Origin of the sequence: Streptomyces sp. NPDC056628, from assembly GCF_042792555.1 — a bacterium.
Lineage (GTDB): Bacteria > Actinomycetota > Actinomycetes > Streptomycetales > Streptomycetaceae > Streptomyces.
This window is the reverse complement of record NZ_JBHTWG010000027.1, coordinates 26,092-41,322: the sequence shown is the minus strand read 5'-3', so window position 1 is coordinate 41,322 and position 15,231 is coordinate 26,092. Positions and strand designations below refer to the sequence as shown.

The 15,231-nt window shown below is 69.4% G+C and carries 12 protein-coding genes, 1 tRNA gene and 3 pseudogenes; 5 read left to right on the top strand and 11 right to left on the bottom strand.

From position 1 onward, the window contains the following. Positions 1-201: 201 nt before the first annotated feature. Positions 202-275, bottom strand: a tRNA-Met gene (locus ACFRAC_RS26725). Positions 276-336: 61 nt separating this feature from the next. After that, positions 337-462: pseudogene (locus ACFRAC_RS26720) on the bottom strand (transcriptional regulator); the annotation flags it as partial. Here ACFRAC_RS26720 and ACFRAC_RS26715 point away from each other — a divergent pair. Further along, positions 443-805 (top strand): annotated as a pseudogene (locus ACFRAC_RS26715) (OB-fold nucleic acid binding domain-containing protein); the annotation flags it as partial. The pseudogenes ACFRAC_RS26720 and ACFRAC_RS26715 sit on opposite strands and share 20 nt — an antisense overlap. Positions 806-1,137: 332 nt before the next feature. On the opposite strand, the gene ACFRAC_RS26710 reads toward ACFRAC_RS26715, so the two are convergent. From ACFRAC_RS26710 to ACFRAC_RS26700, 3 genes are all read right to left on the bottom strand, one after another. Continuing rightward, positions 1,138-1,431, bottom strand: coding sequence for an antibiotic biosynthesis monooxygenase family protein (locus ACFRAC_RS26710; RefSeq protein ID WP_361350954.1), 294 nt, complete (start codon positions 1,429-1,431; stop codon positions 1,138-1,140). A gap of 37 nt (positions 1,432-1,468) precedes the next feature. Next, entirely contained in the window at positions 1,469-4,030 is a 2,562-nt protein-coding gene (locus tag ACFRAC_RS26705; protein WP_382930823.1) for a GH32 C-terminal domain-containing protein, read from the bottom strand. Between the two features lie 223 nt (positions 4,031-4,253). Continuing rightward, a complete protein-coding gene (locus tag ACFRAC_RS26700; protein WP_382930816.1) occupies positions 4,254-5,216 on the bottom strand; it encodes a carbohydrate kinase in 963 nt (320 codons plus the stop codon). A gap of 249 nt (positions 5,217-5,465) precedes the next feature. Between ACFRAC_RS26700 and ACFRAC_RS26695 the strand changes: the two genes are divergently transcribed. From ACFRAC_RS26695 to ACFRAC_RS26680, 4 genes are all read left to right on the top strand, one after another. Next, positions 5,466-6,482: a sugar ABC transporter substrate-binding protein gene (locus ACFRAC_RS26695; RefSeq protein ID WP_382930812.1), complete on the top strand. Its 1,017-nt coding sequence runs from the start codon at positions 5,466-5,468 to the stop codon at positions 6,480-6,482. Between the two features lie 134 nt (positions 6,483-6,616). Continuing rightward, positions 6,617-7,630, top strand: coding sequence for an ABC transporter permease (locus ACFRAC_RS26690; RefSeq protein ID WP_382930802.1), 1,014 nt, complete (start codon positions 6,617-6,619; stop codon positions 7,628-7,630). Continuing rightward, entirely contained in the window at positions 7,627-8,457 is an 831-nt protein-coding gene (locus ACFRAC_RS26685; RefSeq protein ID WP_382930792.1) for an ATP-binding cassette domain-containing protein, read from the top strand. Before ACFRAC_RS26690 ends, ACFRAC_RS26685 begins: the two co-directional genes overlap by 4 nt. Before the next feature lie 89 nt (positions 8,458-8,546). Next, on the top strand, positions 8,547-9,653 hold the full coding sequence (locus ACFRAC_RS26680) for a LacI family DNA-binding transcriptional regulator (protein ID WP_382930780.1): 1,107 nt from the start codon (positions 8,547-8,549) through the stop codon (positions 9,651-9,653). A gap of 618 nt (positions 9,654-10,271) precedes the next feature. On the opposite strand, the gene ACFRAC_RS26675 is transcribed toward ACFRAC_RS26680, so the two are convergent. The 6 genes and pseudogenes from ACFRAC_RS26675 to ACFRAC_RS26650 all read right to left on the bottom strand — a co-directional run. Then, positions 10,272-10,973: a class I SAM-dependent methyltransferase gene (locus ACFRAC_RS26675; protein ID WP_382930773.1), complete on the bottom strand. Its 702-nt coding sequence runs from the start codon at positions 10,971-10,973 to the stop codon at positions 10,272-10,274. Between the two features lie 110 nt (positions 10,974-11,083). Continuing rightward, positions 11,084-11,476 carry a glycine-rich domain-containing protein gene (locus ACFRAC_RS26670; RefSeq protein ID WP_382930766.1) on the bottom strand — a complete coding sequence of 131 codons (393 nt, stop codon included), beginning with the start codon at positions 11,474-11,476 and terminating at the stop codon, positions 11,084-11,086. Between the two features lie 82 nt (positions 11,477-11,558). Then, a complete protein-coding gene (locus ACFRAC_RS26665) occupies positions 11,559-12,131 on the bottom strand; it encodes a transcriptional regulator (protein WP_382930761.1) in 573 nt (190 codons plus the stop codon). Then, the gene (locus ACFRAC_RS26660) at positions 12,131-13,747 is read right to left on the bottom strand and encodes a helix-turn-helix domain-containing protein (RefSeq protein WP_382930758.1); all 1,617 of its coding nucleotides are present in this window, start codon (positions 13,745-13,747) and stop codon (positions 12,131-12,133) included. Before ACFRAC_RS26660 ends, ACFRAC_RS26665 begins: the two co-directional genes overlap by 1 nt. Continuing rightward, a complete protein-coding gene (locus ACFRAC_RS26655; RefSeq protein WP_382930750.1) occupies positions 13,744-14,031 on the bottom strand; it encodes a helix-turn-helix domain-containing protein in 288 nt (95 codons plus the stop codon). The genes ACFRAC_RS26660 and ACFRAC_RS26655 overlap by 4 nt, the downstream gene beginning before the upstream one ends. Positions 14,032-14,112: 81 nt before the next feature. Further along, positions 14,113-15,065 (bottom strand): annotated as a pseudogene (locus tag ACFRAC_RS26650) (IS256 family transposase); the annotation flags it as partial. Positions 15,066-15,231 lie beyond the last annotated feature (166 nt).

Below are 15,231 nucleotides of genomic sequence, written 5' to 3'. Positions count from 1 at the left end.
CCACCCGCTGGTGAAGCGGGTGAAGCCGGCCCCCGACGACTCCTCCGTTCGCCGCAGAGTGTCCAGCGGGAATGGCCGGGGATCGGTCCCCTCGGGCAGGCAGCAAGGACGGCCGGGCCTCCTGCCCGGCAGGAGGTGGCCGTGGGGTCGTGTCGGGAACACGAAAGAGCCCGGATCGTGTAGATCCGGGCTCTTCAGCAGTAGCGGGGACAGGATTTGAACCTGCGACCTCTGGGTTATGAGCCCAGCGAGCTACCGAGCTGCTCCACCCCGCGTCGGTGTCCCCTACCGTACGCCATCCCAGCAGGCGCCAAAGACCACTTTTCGGCGCGGGCTCTATGCGGCGAAGCCGACGTTGGTGACGTACTCGTACTGGCCCCACTGCGAGCCGAGGTCGACGATCGTGTCCTGCCACGCGGCGTCGAGGCCCTGGTGGTCGCCGGCCGCCCAGACACCGCCGATCCCGTCCGGGAAACGCGTCATCTTCTGCACGCTGGAGGACGGCTCCGGCCTGGTCGACATCGCGTTCTTCGAGGACTCACACGAGCAGGTCGCCCGCACCGTGTTCCACCCGGGGGTGCTGCTCGTGCGCGGCACCGTCGAGGCCCGCGGCCCGCGGCGCACCGTCGTCGGCGCGATGGCCTGGGACCTGGACGAGATCGCCGCAGCCCGCCGCGACCACGGCCCCCAGGCCGCCCTCAACCTCCTCGGGCGAGCCGCACCGGCCCCCACACCGGCCCAACCCACCGGGCTGCCCACCCTCACCGACGGCACCGCCGGGGCCCGCCTCCACCCCGACGCCGACCGAAGCCGACAGGTTCCCAATTTCCTGGAGGGGATCGAGCGTGAACCTGTCGGTCCTCTCGGGGCATAGGCGGGGGTGTGCGATCGGTTGAGTGATCTCGCGGGGCGTTCTCGGGCATCCGGTGTCGGCATACACCCTTGTGTGCACCGCCGAGCACGGCTGTGCGTGCACACTCATGATTCGACGTCGGACTGCCCAAGGGGCCCAAGCGTGCCGGGCCGGGGGGACACAGGCCTGGAGCAGCAGACTCTTCCGTGTGACTCGGCCGCGGCACGCTTCGGCCCGTACGGCTAAACGTGTGATGGCCGGCCCGCGAGGCGGGCCGGCCAGGCTCAAGCCGCCGGTTCGAGGAAGGTCAGGACCGAGGTGTCCTCTTCGATCAGCGGGGCGAGGGCGGTGTTGAACGGGCCGCCGTATGGGGCCTTCAGGTGAGCTTGGAAGGCGTCCTCGTCTCGGTACACCTCGAAGATCCAGTAGGCGCGCGGGTTGGACGTCTTGGTGTAGACGTCGAAGGTGAGGTTGCCGTCTTCCTCGCGGACCTTCTTGGCGTAGTCCAGGATCAGGCGGGCGACCTCGTCCTCCGCGCCCTTGCGGGCGGTGAACTCGGCGAGCAGGGTCTTGTTCACGGTGTGGGCTCCTCCGTGGTCCGGCGTGAGGTGAGGGTCAGTCGCGGTAGGAGCCGAGGTGCCAGACGCGGGCCTGGTCCAGCTTCACTGAGCCGTTCTCGGCGAAGACCTGCACTCCCTGACTGGCGGGGTCGGGGAAGATCTGGTCGGTGATGACCGCTTCGCCGCTGCCGCCGAAGACTTCGACGGATGACCAGTCGACGAGGATCCGCAGCTTGACCTTGCCGTCCTTGGCCTTCAGTGGCGCGGTCTGGACGCCGGGGAAGGTGCTGTTGAAGTCCACGGCGCCGGAGTGGGTGCGGTCGACGTACAGCTCCTGTGTCGTGGTGTCGTAGCCGATGACGGTCTCCTCGCCTCCGGCGCCGGTGCGGACCTTCAGGCCGAAGCGGTCGGCGTTCTTGAGGGAGAAGGTGGCCTCGATGTCGAGTGCCTTGCCCTTGGCCGCGGGGCCGATCAGGGGCTTTGTGGTGCTGGTGACGGTGACGCCGGCCGCGGTCGCCGGGTAGTCCTGGCGCAGGGACGACAGGCTGTTCACCGGCTTGCTGGTGAGCCGGATCCGGCCGTCGATGGTGCGCAGGGCCATCTCCCGGGGGGCGCTCTGTGCGCTGCGCCAGGGGGAGGTGGGGATGGCGCCGGCGTAGTCCCAGTTGTTCATCCAGCCGATCATGTAGCGCTTGCCGCCGGGCGCGTCTTCCCAGGACACGGCCGCGTAGTAGTCCTTGCCGTAGTCGGCCCAGTCGGCGCGCTGCACGACCGACTTGGCGGGCTTGTCGGCGGCGGTGAACTGGTCGGCCAGGATGTGGCCCCAGCCGGAGGTGTTCATGTCGACGACCTGGATCTTCGCCTTCTTGCCGGCGTAGGGGCGCAGGTCGAAGGAGGCCCAGTCGAGGGTCTCGCTGTTGGCGCCGGTGGCGCTGCGGACGACCTGGCCGTCGACGATCAGGTTGACGGACGTCTCCTGGGAGACGGGCTGGGCCTTGGTGTCGGACAGCATGATGTGGTCGACGTTGAGGTGGCCCCAGCCGCCGGTGTTGTCGTCGACGATCTTGATCTGTGCTTTCTTGCCGGCGAGGTCGCTGACGTCCCAGGAGTCCCAGTTGAGCGCCTCGGCGTCCTTTCCGGTGGCGCTGCGCACAACCTGGCCGTCGACGAGGAGCTCGAGGGCGGTGGGGTTGGCGGCGCTGGTCGGGTGGTTGCCGCCGCCGATGAGGAAGTTGATGTGGTTCTTGTCGATGGTGAATTCGGGCGAGGTGAGGGTGCCTGTGGTGGAGTCGCCGTTCAGGAAGGTGTTGACCAGGCCGCTGCCCAGGTATCCGGAGACTTCCTGCTGGCCGGGGAGGGTGCCGGTGGCCGGGGCGGAGCCGAAGGCGTCTTCGGTCTTCGTCCAGTCGCCGTAGGCGCCGCCTTCGAAGTCCGCGAGGACCGTACCTGCGGGCGGCGGTCCCTGCTCCATGACGGTTCCGGCCTCGTGCGGGTGCCGTCCGCCGCCGACCTTGAAGTTCAGGTAGGGGCTGTCGACGGTGAATTCGGGTGAGGTGAGGGTGCCGGTGGTGCCGTCACCGGCGTGGAAGCTGTTGGCGAGGCCCTTGCCGTCGAAGCCGTCGACGGCCCCCTGCCCGTCCACCGCGCCGGCCGCCGGTCCGTCGCCGAAGGCGGTGCCGGTGGTCGTCCATGTACCGAAGTCGGTGCTCTCGAAGTTCTGCATGACCGTGCCGGTGGGCGGGGTGTAGGTGCCCTTGTCGTCGGCGGTGAACTTCGTGCCGTCGAAGTCACCGATGAAGTACTGGGCGGCCGAACCGCCCGCAATTCCACCCGGGTTGATGTTGACGACCAGGACCCACTTGATGTTGTCCGGGTCGCCGTCGACGGCGAGGGGGAACAGGTCGGGGCACTCCCACACGCCGCCGGTCGCGCCCTCAGGCCCGAACTCGCTGAGCTGCGTCCAGTCCTTGAGGTTCTTGGAGGAGTAGAACCGCACCTTGTGCTCGGTGGACAGCGACACCGTCATCAGCCAGCTCTTGGTCGGCGCGTACCACTGGACCTTGGGGTCGCGGAAGTCGCGGGAGCCGATGTCGATGACGGGGTTGCCCTGGTACTTGGTCCAGGTGCGGCCGCGGTCGGTGCTGTAGGCGATCGACTGGGCCTGGATGCCGGTGCTCTTGTAGTAGCTCGTGTAGATGGCGACCATGGGCGGGTTCTTCTTCGTGCCGAACCCGGTGGTGTTGTTCCAGTCGACGACCGCGCTGCCGGAGAACACCATCTCGTTGTCGTCGTGCGACAGAGCGAGCGGCAGCTGCTTCCAGTGCACGAGGTCCGTGCTGACGGCGTGCCCCCAGGACATGTCGCCCCACGAGTTGCCGTGGGGGTTGTACTGGTAGAAGAGGTGATATTCGCCGTGGTAGTACACGAGGCCATTGGGGTCGTTCATCCAGTTCTTCTCCGGGGTGAAGTGGAACTGGGGCCGGTAGGTCTCCGCGTACAGCGGGGTGTCGGCAGCGACGGCTTGGGGGGCCAGCGGGGCTGCGGACAGGGCGCAGACGGTCGCCACCGCCGCGATCATCCGTGGGCGGGCATGCCGGGATACACGTCCAGAGCTCATGATGTCTCCTGTGCTGCGGCTGTCCGCGCAGCGGATCCTGCTGCCCAGCGCGGTACCAACCGAAGAATTGACGCCTTGACAGGCGCCGACGTCCACGGCGCCCGACAAGGAGTGTCATCGTTGACTTGTGTCAGCGATGACACCGAGTGGCCCGATGATGGGGGCAGTGCGGCCCATGCGTCAACTGTTGCGCCAGGTCACCTGTGGGCGGCTCACCCGACCGTCATGCGCGGCCGAGGGCGGCGGCCTGCTCCAACTGGTTCTGCCACGGTGGGTTCGGGCCGGCGACCGAACAAGTCAGGGCCGCAACCCGGGCAGCGAACAGGCAGGCGTCCGCGACATCCGCAAGACGGATGTCCGTCAGCCTGCCGCCGAGGAGTCCACGGGTGCCGAGGTGGTGCAGCAGCCCGGCGGTGAAGGAGTCTCCCGCCCCGACCGTGTCCGCGACGGTTGTCGGCACGGCGGGCACCTCGATCCGTTCGCCGTCGAGGGAGGCCAGTACGCCGCCGGCGCCGCGGGTGATCACGACGAGCTGCGCCCCGGCCGCGTGCCAGAGGTCGCACGCCTGCTCGGGCGGGGTGCCCGGCAGCAGGAGTTCCAGGTCGTCCTCGCTCAGCCGGAGCACATCGGCGAGGGCGCACCAGTGCGCCAGCCGGGCGCGGTAGACCTCGGGGCGCACCAGCAGCGGCCGGACATTGGGGTCGATGCTGATGGTCGCCCGGCGGGCGGCAGCCGCCACGAATTCCTCCACCACCGCCGCGCCCGGCTCACGGACCAGGGCCAGCGATCCGGTGTGCACGCAGGCGGTTTCGGACACATCCACCCGCGCCAGTTCCTCGGGCGTCCACTGCCAGTCGGCCGTGTTCTGGGCATGGAAGGAGAACGCGGCCTGCCCCTGGGCATCGAGCTCCGCCACGGCCAGTGTGCTGGGTTCCATGGCCGGCACGGTGTACGACAGGTCCACCCCGGACGCCTCCAGGTGGGCGCGGAACAGGCGGCCGAACACGTCGCCGGACAATCGCGCGAGGAAGCGGGCCGGGGTGCCGAGGCGGGCCAGAGCCACTGCCGTATTCGCGGGTCCGCCGCCGGGCAGCACCCGCAGGGCGAGCTCGTTGGAGGCACTTGCGGGTTCGGCGAACGCGTCCGCGACGCACTCCCCCAGGACGGTGATCTGACGCGGGCTCATGGGCTGCTCTTCTCTGACGAACGTGCGGGCACACCGGACGCGTCATGGCACAGCTGCCGAACAGCTACGGGCTGACGGAGGCCGCGGGCGTTGCCGATTTGTGACAGACACAGGGCATTGACGTTTCCTGGAGGCGGAGTCCATCATCCTCGGCAAGCAGTGTCAACGATGACATAAGTCAACGATGACACCCGGGCGGCATGCTCTGATCCCGGTCCCGCGCCGCTCGCTATCCCGCAGGAGTCGTTCATGTCTCGCACCACTCGCCTGTCCTCCTCCCTCCTCAGAGCAGCCGCTGTCACGGGCGTCGCGGCCCTCACCCTGACGGCCTGCGGCTCCGGTTCCGGATCGGGTTCGTCCAGCGCCGGTTCCGGCGAGGTCAAGGTCGGCCTGATCACCAAGACCGACACCAACCCGTTCTTCGTGAAGATGAAGGAGGGCGCCGAGAAGACGGCGAAGGCCGAGGGCGTCCAGCTCATGACCGCGGCAGGCAAGTTCGACGGTGACAACGCCGGTCAGGTCACAGCCATCGAGAACATGGTCGCCGCCGGCGTGAAGGGCATCCTGATCACCCCGAGCGACTCCAAGGCGATCGTGCCGGCGATCGCGAAGGCCAAGGCCAAGGGCGTCCTCGTCATCGCCCTGGACAGCCCGACCGAGCCGCAGAGCGCGGTCGACGCCCTCTTCGCCACCAACAACCTCAAGGCCGGCGAGCTGATCGGCGACTACGCCAAGGCCGCCATGAAGGGCAAGAAGGCGAAGATAGCCACCCTCGACCTCGCGCCCGGCGTCTCCGTCGGCGTGCAGCGGCACAACGGCTTCCTGAAGGGCTTCGGCGCCACCGACAAGGACGTCGTCTGCGCCCAGGACACAGGCGGCGACCAGGCCAAGGGCCAGACCGCGATGGAGAACTGCCTGCAGAAGGAACCCGGCATCAACCTCGTCTACACCATCAACGAGCCCGCCGCCCTGGGCGCCTACACCGCCCTGAAGGCCAAGGGCAAGGAGAAGGATGTCCTGATCGTCTCCGTCGACGGCGGCTGCACCGGCACCCAGGCCGTCAAGGACGGCAAGATCGCCGCCACCTCCCAGCAGTACCCGCTGAAGATGGCCGCCCAGGGCGTCAAGGCCGTCGTGACGTACGCCAAGGACGGCAAGAAGGCGTCCGGTTATACCGACACCGGCGTCACCCTGATCACCGACAAGGCGCAGGACGGGGTCACGTCCAAGGACACCGCCTACGGCCTGGAGAACTGCTGGGGCTGAGCCGCCCCGAGGATCGTCTCTCCCTCTCAGCGGGGCGGCCGCCCCTCCTCCCCGACCGGGGACGGCCGCCCCCTCGTTCCCTTGTCCTCCGACGGGGACGGACAAGGACATCTGTCTTCCGACAAGGACTTCGCATGACAGCCACGACCACCCCCCCGGACACGTCCAAGCCGTACGCCGGGCTCACCGCACCGAGCACGGCCCGCAGACTGCTCACGGCGCCGACCACCGGGCCCCTGGTCGCCCTCCTCCTGGCCTGCGTCTTCTTCGCCCTCTCGACCGAACAGTTCCTCACCGGCGGGAACTTCTCCCTGATCGTGCAGCAGGTCATGGTCGTCGGCACCCTCGCCATCGGACAGACCCTGATCATCCTCACCGCGGGCATCGACCTGTCGTGCGGGGCCGTGATGGCGTTCGGCAGCATCATGATCGCCAAGATGGCGGCCGAGGGCACCCTGCCACCGCTGCTCGCCATCGCCCTGGGCATCGCCGTCTGCGCCGCCTTCGGCCTGCTCAACGGACTGCTGGTGCAGAAGATCCCGCTGCCGCCGTTCATCGTCACCCTCGGCATGCTCAACGTGGCCTTCGCGCTGACGCACATCTACTCCGCGGAACAGACCGTCACCAATCTGCCCGACCCGCTCACGGCTCTCGGGCGGACCTTCCCGCTCGGCCACACCGACATCACCTACGGCTCCCTGGTCACCATCGCCCTGTTCCTGCTGCTCGCCTACGCGCTGAGCAGCACCGGCTGGGGCCGGCACGTCTACGCCCTCGGCAACAGCCAGGAAGCGGCCCGGCTGAACGGCATCCGCACCTCCCGGCTGACCATCGGCATCTACACCGTGGCCGGCCTGCTGTACGGCATCGCCGCCCTGCTGCTCATCTCCCGCACCGGAGTCGGCGACCCGCAGGCCGGACAGACCGACAACCTCGACAGCATCACCGCCGTCGTCCTCGGCGGCACCAGCCTCTTCGGCGGCCGCGGCTCGGTCCTCGGCACCTTCATCGGCGTCCTCATCGTCGGCGTGTTCCGCAACGGCCTGCAGCTGATGGGTGTCGCCTCCATCTACCAGACCCTGATCACCGGCGTACTGGTGATCCTCGCGGTGACCGTCGACCAGATCTCCCGGAAGAAGGCCCGATGACCGCCACCCCCGCCCCCGTTCTGCAGGCCCGCGGACTGGTGAAGCGGTACGGCCACGTCACCGCCATCGACGGCGCCGACTTCGACCTGCTGCCCGGCGAGGTCCTCGCCGTCATCGGCGACAACGGAGCCGGAAAGACGAGCCTGATCAAGGCTCTCACCGGCGCGGTGGCCCCCGACGCGGGCGAGATCCGCCTGAACGGCGAGCCCATCCAGTTCAACGGCCCGCAGAGCGCCCGCGCCCACGGCATCGAGACGGTCTACCAGGACCTGGCCGTGGCCGCCTCCATGGACATCGCCTCCAACGTGTTCCTCGGCCGCGAACTGCGCCGGCCAGGCATCCTCGGCAGCGCCTTCCGCATGCTGGACAAGAAGCGGATGCGGCAGGAGGCCGCCGAACACATGGCCGATCTGAAGATCGGTCTGCGCTCGCTGACGCAAGCGGTCGAGACCCTCTCCGGCGGACAGCGGCAGGCCGTGGCGGTCGCCCGCGCCGTCGCCTGGGCCCGCTCCGTCGTCGTCATGGACGAACCCACCGCCGCCCTCGGCGTGAAGGAGTCCGGCCAGGTCCTCGACCTCATCCGCCGCGTCCGCGACAAGGGCATGCCGGTGGTACTCATCAGCCACAACATGCCCCACGTCTTCGAGATCGCGGACCGGATCCACGTCCACCGGCTGGGCCGGCGCGCCGCCCTCATCAAGCCCTGCGACTACTCGATGGCCGAGGTCGTCGCCATCATGACCGGCGCACTCAGCATCGATGAGGCCGGAGATACTGTCGTCGCGGATTCGCAAGCGGCGAAGGCCGCGGGCATCCAGGCCAACTGACATACGACGAACACTCACGGGTTCCGGCCGGGGGCAGCGGACCGCGCCACCACGGCCGGAACCCACGAGCAGGGGAGACTGTTTACTCCATGGCAGCGAACCGCCGCCCCACCCTCGCAGACGTGGCCCGGGAAGTGGGCGTCAGCGCCAAGACGGTCTCCCGCGTCCTCAACGAGGACGGCCCCGCCTCAGCCCACACCCGGCAACAGGTGCTCGCCGCCGTGGCCAAGCTCGGCTTCCAGCCGAACCTCATGGCCCGCAACATCCGCGTCGGCGGACCCGACACCACCATCGGCCTGGTCATCCCCGACCTCGCCAACCCCTTCTTCGGAGCCGTGGCCCGCAGCATCGAGGACACCGTCCGCGACCGCGGCCTGACCCTGCTCATGGGCTCCTCCGCCGACGACCCCGACCGTGAACGCGCCCTGACGGACACGTTCCTCGCCCGCCGCATCAGCATCCTGATGGTCGCACCGGCTGTCGACGCCACCCACTCGCACCTCAAGACCCACCGCACCGCGGGCCTGCCCGTCGTCTTCCTCGACCGCCCTGGAGCCGGCCTGGCCACCGACAGCGTCGTCAGCTCCAACCGGGCGGGCGCCCACGACGGTGTCGCCCACCTGATCTCCCATGGACACCGGCGCATCGGTTTCATCGGCGACCTGCCCACCAAGCTCTACACACGCCGAGAACGCCTGGCCGGATACCGCACGGCCCTCGAGGAAGCCGGCCTCCCCCACGACCGCTCCCTCGTCACCAACGCTCACGACCAGCACGGGGCCTCCACCGCCACCTCCCAGCTGCTGAGCCTGCCCGATCCCCCCACCGCCCTGTTCGCCGGCAACAACCTCATCGCGCTGGGCATCGTCACCGAACTCGCCCGCAGCGGACGCAAGGACATCGCCGTCGTCGCCTTCGACGACATCGCGCTCGCCGAGGCACTCGAACCAGCCCTGACCGTCGTCGCCCAGGACCCTGAGGAAATCGGCAGGGCAGCCGCGGCCACCGCCCTGGCCCGGCTCGACGGCGACCGCTCCCGCGCCCGCACCATCACCGTCCCCACCCGACTGATCGTGCGCGGATCGGGGGAACAGCCCGCTCCCGCTATCGCAGGAGGCATGACAGGAGCGGCCGTCGCGCAGCCTCAAAACGAGCTTCACCGAGCAGCCGTCGATACACCACCCCAGCGGACTTGACTCCTTTCCTACTCCACGGGCCTCAGCCCGCCCCCACGCTCGTACCGCATGACCCTGTCCGTACCGCAGCGATCAAGAACCGTCACGGGCCACCGCAGTCCACGAGTTCAACCTGAGTACCTTTTGGCTTTTACTGTGCTGCAAGGCGATTACTCAGCGCACAGCTGACCAGGGACTCCAGCGTCCGCGGCGACAGGCCCGCCACGTCACGGGCCCACAGGTACTCCGCGACGGCGTCCTGAAACAACGCGCGCTCGTCAACTGGGCTCGGAGTGTCCGCGGCCATGCGCTGCAGCGTCCGCACGTCGGCGAGACCAGGCTCCGGGTGTTCTCGATCGCCTGGCCGGTCCTGTACGTCATCGCCCTCCCCGCCTGTCACGACGGAGAAGCGGCGAGTCCCGGAATCCGCCACGAGCACGCAAATTACGGGCTGTACTACAGGAATCTGCCAGTAATCGCCGGAACTCACAGCATCGAGTGGACTTCCTGTGAGACCCCTTGACCAGGATGAACGGCGGTCCTGTCTGTGTGAGGGACACCAGGGAACCCGCCGGATCTCCACTACCAGCCCGCCGGCACCCGCTCGGCCGACCTGACCCGGCTCAGCTGGGCCCTGTTCTAGGACGGGTGGTACGCGCTTACCAGCAGGGTGTCGGCGGTGCGAGGCCCGCCGGTGGCGGCGGGCAGCACGTCAACGGTGATGTTGATGAATCCGGCCTCGTCGAGCAGCTTGGTCCACACATGCTCTTGGAGGACCCAGCGGCGCATCGTGGTGGCTTCGCCGTCCGGCGTCTTTGCCGGGATGTCGGCAGCCACGGCATCGGGCTGGGCAGGTGCCCCGTTCAGGTAGTGGCCGAGGGTTGCGAACACCAGTCGTCCGCCCGGCTTGAGGGCGGCTGCCGCCGTCGGGAGCAGCTCGCGTGGGTCGGTGAAGTCCACGGCGCCGAAGACGCTGTAGAGCACGTCGTACGTGCCGGTCATCGCCTGCAGGTGGGGCGCCGCGCCGGACTGCACGATACGCAGGCGCGGGGCGAGGTGAGCGTAGAGGTCGGTTGCCATGGCGTGCTGGGCGGGCGAGGCATCGACGGCGACGACCTGTGCCGGCTGATGGTGAACCGCCAGGTGTGCTGCGTGCCGGGCTACGCCGGCGCCGAGGTCGCCCACCCAGCGGCCGGTCAGGTCACCGAGGACCTCAGGTCCGGGCCCGGCGTCCTGGCCCCAACTCCAGTAGAAGGTGTCGGGAACGGCGCGGTCACTGGTGGCGCGGGCGCGGCCGCAGTGGTGCCAGAGGTCTGCGGTGCTGGTGGTCACCCGGCCCATCCTGGCGGCCGCGACCGGGCCGCGGACCGGTTCACTGAAATCTCGCCCGGACGTGCTCTCGGGCCCCAGCCGTATGGCCGGGGCCCGAGGGGCTCGCCGTTGCGGGGTGGTCAGTGCGAGTCGTTGCCGGGGTGGCACGGGCCGCAGTCGGCGGCATCCGTCCACAGCGGCAGGTCGACCTCCCAGCCGTCGGCGGCGACGATGTGGGCCGTCTTGATCACGGAGCCGTCGTTCTTCATGTCCACCTTGGGCACGTGGTGCAAGAACTGTCCGTCGTTGAACTTCTCGCACAGCTCGGCGTACGCGACGGTGTCCAGGATGACCGTGTGGACGCCGATGTCGACGAGCTTGCTGGGCGCCAGCCCCAGCCCCTCGCCCAGGTGGTTCATCGCGGTCAGCAGATAGGCGTAGCCCTGGCCGAGGACTCGGGCGGCCATGACCGAGTCGTAGGGGTAGTCCCGCATGAGGAGCCCGACCTGCTTGTCCCACAGGTCGGCCGGCACGACGTCGCGCGCGCAGCGGACCGGGCCGGTCGCCGGGTCGGCGGCCGGAGGGGTAACGAAGCGGCCGAACCTACAGCGGGCTCTATGCGGCGAAGCCGACGTTGGTGACGTACTCGTACTGGCCCCACTGCGAGCCGAGGTCGACGATCGTGTCCTGCCACGCGGCGTCGAGGCCCTGGTGGTCGCCGGCCGCCCAGGAGCCGACGATGCGGTCCCAGCGGCGCACGTTCATCGTCCGGTACTCCACCACGCGCTGCAGCGGCCGCGGCACCTGGGACTGGTTGAGCGGGTGGATCTCCACCCGGGTGCCGCGTCCGTCGCGGTTGAGGCGCCTGAGGAGATGGCGGGCGACGTTGTGCCGGCGTACCGTCCGGTACGCCTGGTCGAGGCGTTCCAGGTTGGCCTTGGAGGGGCGGCGTTTGCCCTCCAGCCAGGCCTTCAGCGTCCGGTGGGTCACGGTGAGTCCGGCGTCCCGCGCGGCTTTCAGGGTCTGGGTCGACTTCGTCAGGTAGTGCAGGCGCGCCGTCCAGCCGCGCTTGGCGGTCACGGGAGTGGCGATGCCGCCCGCGAGTTCGTCGAGTTTGCGCGCGACGGCGTCGCTGCCCTTGATGCCCCGGGCGCCGAACCGTCCGAAGTCGATGTTCTTCTGCGGCACTACTCCCCCTCGCCTGCGCGGCCGGCGGCGTCGGTTCCGGCGGTGTACGTGTCCTTGACCTTGACCTCGGTAACAGCTCGGCCTTCGGCGAAGACACGGCGCCAGTCACCGATGACGTGGAGTTCGTCGGTGCCCATCGCCCGGACGACGGCCAGGCCCTCGTCATGGGCCTTGAGCGCCTTGAGCCACAGATTGGCGAAGGCCTGGCTGCGGATGAGGTGCATCCAGTCCGGACGGTAGAGCTCCCGGTTGTAGTTCGACTCCCCCATCGTGGAGACGAACTTCGAGTACATCGCCTTCACGTACTCCAGCGTCACCGCATCGCCCTGCTCGATCGCCGTGTCGCGGGCGTCCTTCAGGGCGATGCGGAACTTTTCCAGGAGGTTCTCCGTGGTCCCGGAGGTGTACGACTCGTGGATCCGAGGAGGCTCGCACAGCTGGTGCCTGGGGCCGGACAGGCGCAGCAGGAGGCGGAGTGTCGGCTCGGTGACCCACAGCGGGCCGGGCTCGTCGCGCTGTCCGATCGGGTTGGGCAGCACCGCTTCGTGCTCCCACTCGGGCGGGGTGATCAGGTGGACTCCGGAGCGGCGGCGGTCGTGGGCGAGGCCGGTGGAGTGCTCGAGCTGGCCCAGGGGGAGGTGCGTCTTGAGGGCGGAGAGGTAGGCGCCGTTGATGTCGAGCGCGGTCACCTGATGCCGGCCGGGCGGGAGTTCGCGGCGGGTCCACTTGGGGCGGGCTTCCCAGATCTGGTCGGCTCCGCGGGCGGTCTGCTTCTTGAGGATGTCGGGGATCCAGGGGTGCGCGATCACGTCGTAGCGGGCGCCTTTACGGGTCTCGTCCAGCAGTCGCATCGCGTCCGGGATCGCGCGCTTGACCAGCGCCGCCGTGGCTGCGTCGACGTCGCCCCGGTGCTCGTTGAGCGCGCCCCGCACGGCCTCGCGGATCAGGTCGGCCGGGCCGGACGGCTCCTGGAACGCGTGGCGGGCCGGGCCCTTGGAACGCTGCGTCGCACGCGCCGGACGTGCCGTGCGCGGCGGCGTTTTCGGGGTGTGCGCGGTGGGCTGTCCGGCTGGCGGGGCAGCTGGGGCTGCGGTGGTGGTGGGCCGGCAGTGGGCCGGGGTCAGGTGCTGAGCGAACCCCGCCACGCGGTGTCCGGCCGGACGGCCGCACAGCACACAGGGCTCGGGGGCGACGAGCAGCTCCACATCGTCCCCGTCCCCGTCCCCGTCCTGGCCGAGGTCGGGCGAGGACAAGGGAGTGGCGGTCGCGGCCGTGCCTGGCGTGACGGGCTGCTCCGCAGCCGGCGCCGCCTCGGTCCCGGTCTCGCTCTCGCTCTCGGTCTCGGTCTCGGTCTCGGTCTCGGTCTCGGTCTCGGTGGCGAGCTTGGCGTTCAGTCCGTCCAGCAGGTAGGCGTACTTGGTGCGGATCTCGCCGGCCGGGTCCCGGCCGCTTTCCCATCCGCTGAGGGTTGAGGGGCTCACGCCGAGCGCGCGTGCCACCTGTGCCTTGGACAGCCGGGCCCGCTCGCGCAGCTCGCGGCGCACGTGGCAGGGCGGGAGTTCGGCCTGGGGTCCGACGGCCTCGAGCAGCGAGTCGATCGCGTCGAAGTCGCTCACCGGCCCGTCCCCCTCGCTTCGGTCCGCACGGTACGGCGCCTGCCGGCGGCAAGCGCCTCGCACGCTCTGGTCGGACCCGCCAGGAGGTCCAGCGCGCCGATGCCGTAGTGCTCGGCCAGGACGTCGACGTCGCGCAGGCTCCAGGAGACGGCGCCCGACTGCCGGCGCGACACCTGTGTCTGCGTCAGTCCCAGCACCCCCGCGACCGACCGCTGCGATTCACCCGTTACCTGCATCAACGCGGCCACCGTCAGCCGCAGCGACTCCTCCAAGCGCAATCCCATGCCATCATCTTACCCGAATCCATGCAACTTCCGCATGAAAATCGGCTTTTCACTATCATTGATGCAGAGAAGCTTTCAGCATTCTGAGGGAGCCGAGGGTTCTCGGGCACGAGTGGTGCAGACGGGCTTGAGGAGCTTGGCGATCTTGTCCCAGTCCTGGCGGGTGGCACGGCGGAAGGAGTTCCGCAGCAGATGCCCCACGCAGGTGCGCACGATCGCCTTCGGCCAGACGGTCCCCACCGCCTCGGGCAGCCCCTTTGAGCCCGTCGCGGACCGGCACGAGCAGGTCGTTCACGCCGCGGTCCTTGATCTCGGTGAGGGTGTGCGGCCAGTGCTTGGCGCCCTCGCCGCCGTCGCCGGCCCACAGCCCCGGGCTCTCCCCCCGGCCCCCGGTGGTGACGGCCACAGCCACACAGACGGGCCGATCGGCCACCGCGCCGTCACGGATCCTCACGTGGACGGCGTCGACGAAGACGACCGGACAGACCGGGTCGAGGGGGCGGCTCTGCCATTCGGCCATGCCCTCGCAGACCTTGCCGGCGAGGGCGGATACGGTCTGGCGGGAGACGTCGGCGCCACAGACCCCGGCCAGGTGGGCCTGGACCCCGCCGGCGGTCACGCCCTTCGCGCCAGCGAGACGACCATCCCGTCGACGCCGGTGAGGCGCTTCTGCCGCTTCCTGACGATCTTCGGTTCGAAGGAGCCGTCCCGGCCGCGAGGCACGGTCATCTCCACCGGACCGATGCCGGTCAGGACGGTCCTGGAGCGTTGGCCGTTGCGGGAGTTGCCGCCGTACCTTCCGGCCGCATCGCGCTTGCCATCTCCCGAGGCGGCCGGTGATCCCGCCTTCCCGGGCGGACTCCAGCAGCCGCTTGGCCAGTTGCCGCAACAGCCCGCCCTCGCCGGACAGCTGCAGGCCCCCGGCCCGGGCGCGGCCCACCAGCTCGTCGATCAACAGGTCGTCCACGGCCCTTCGCCGACGCAGCCTCCGTAGGCTCGACGGTCTCGGACCCGGACACGTTCTCACTGGACATCGACGCATCTCCCATGATCGGGAGTTGCACCGAACGCCCTACAGTCCCTCAGAGGACGCTCCTGCACGGTCCACAGGCCCGGAGCTCTCCAACCCACGTCGGGGTGATCTGGTCCAGGCGCCCGGTGACAGCGGCAGAACCCCGTGAGATGCCGCCCCACGACCGC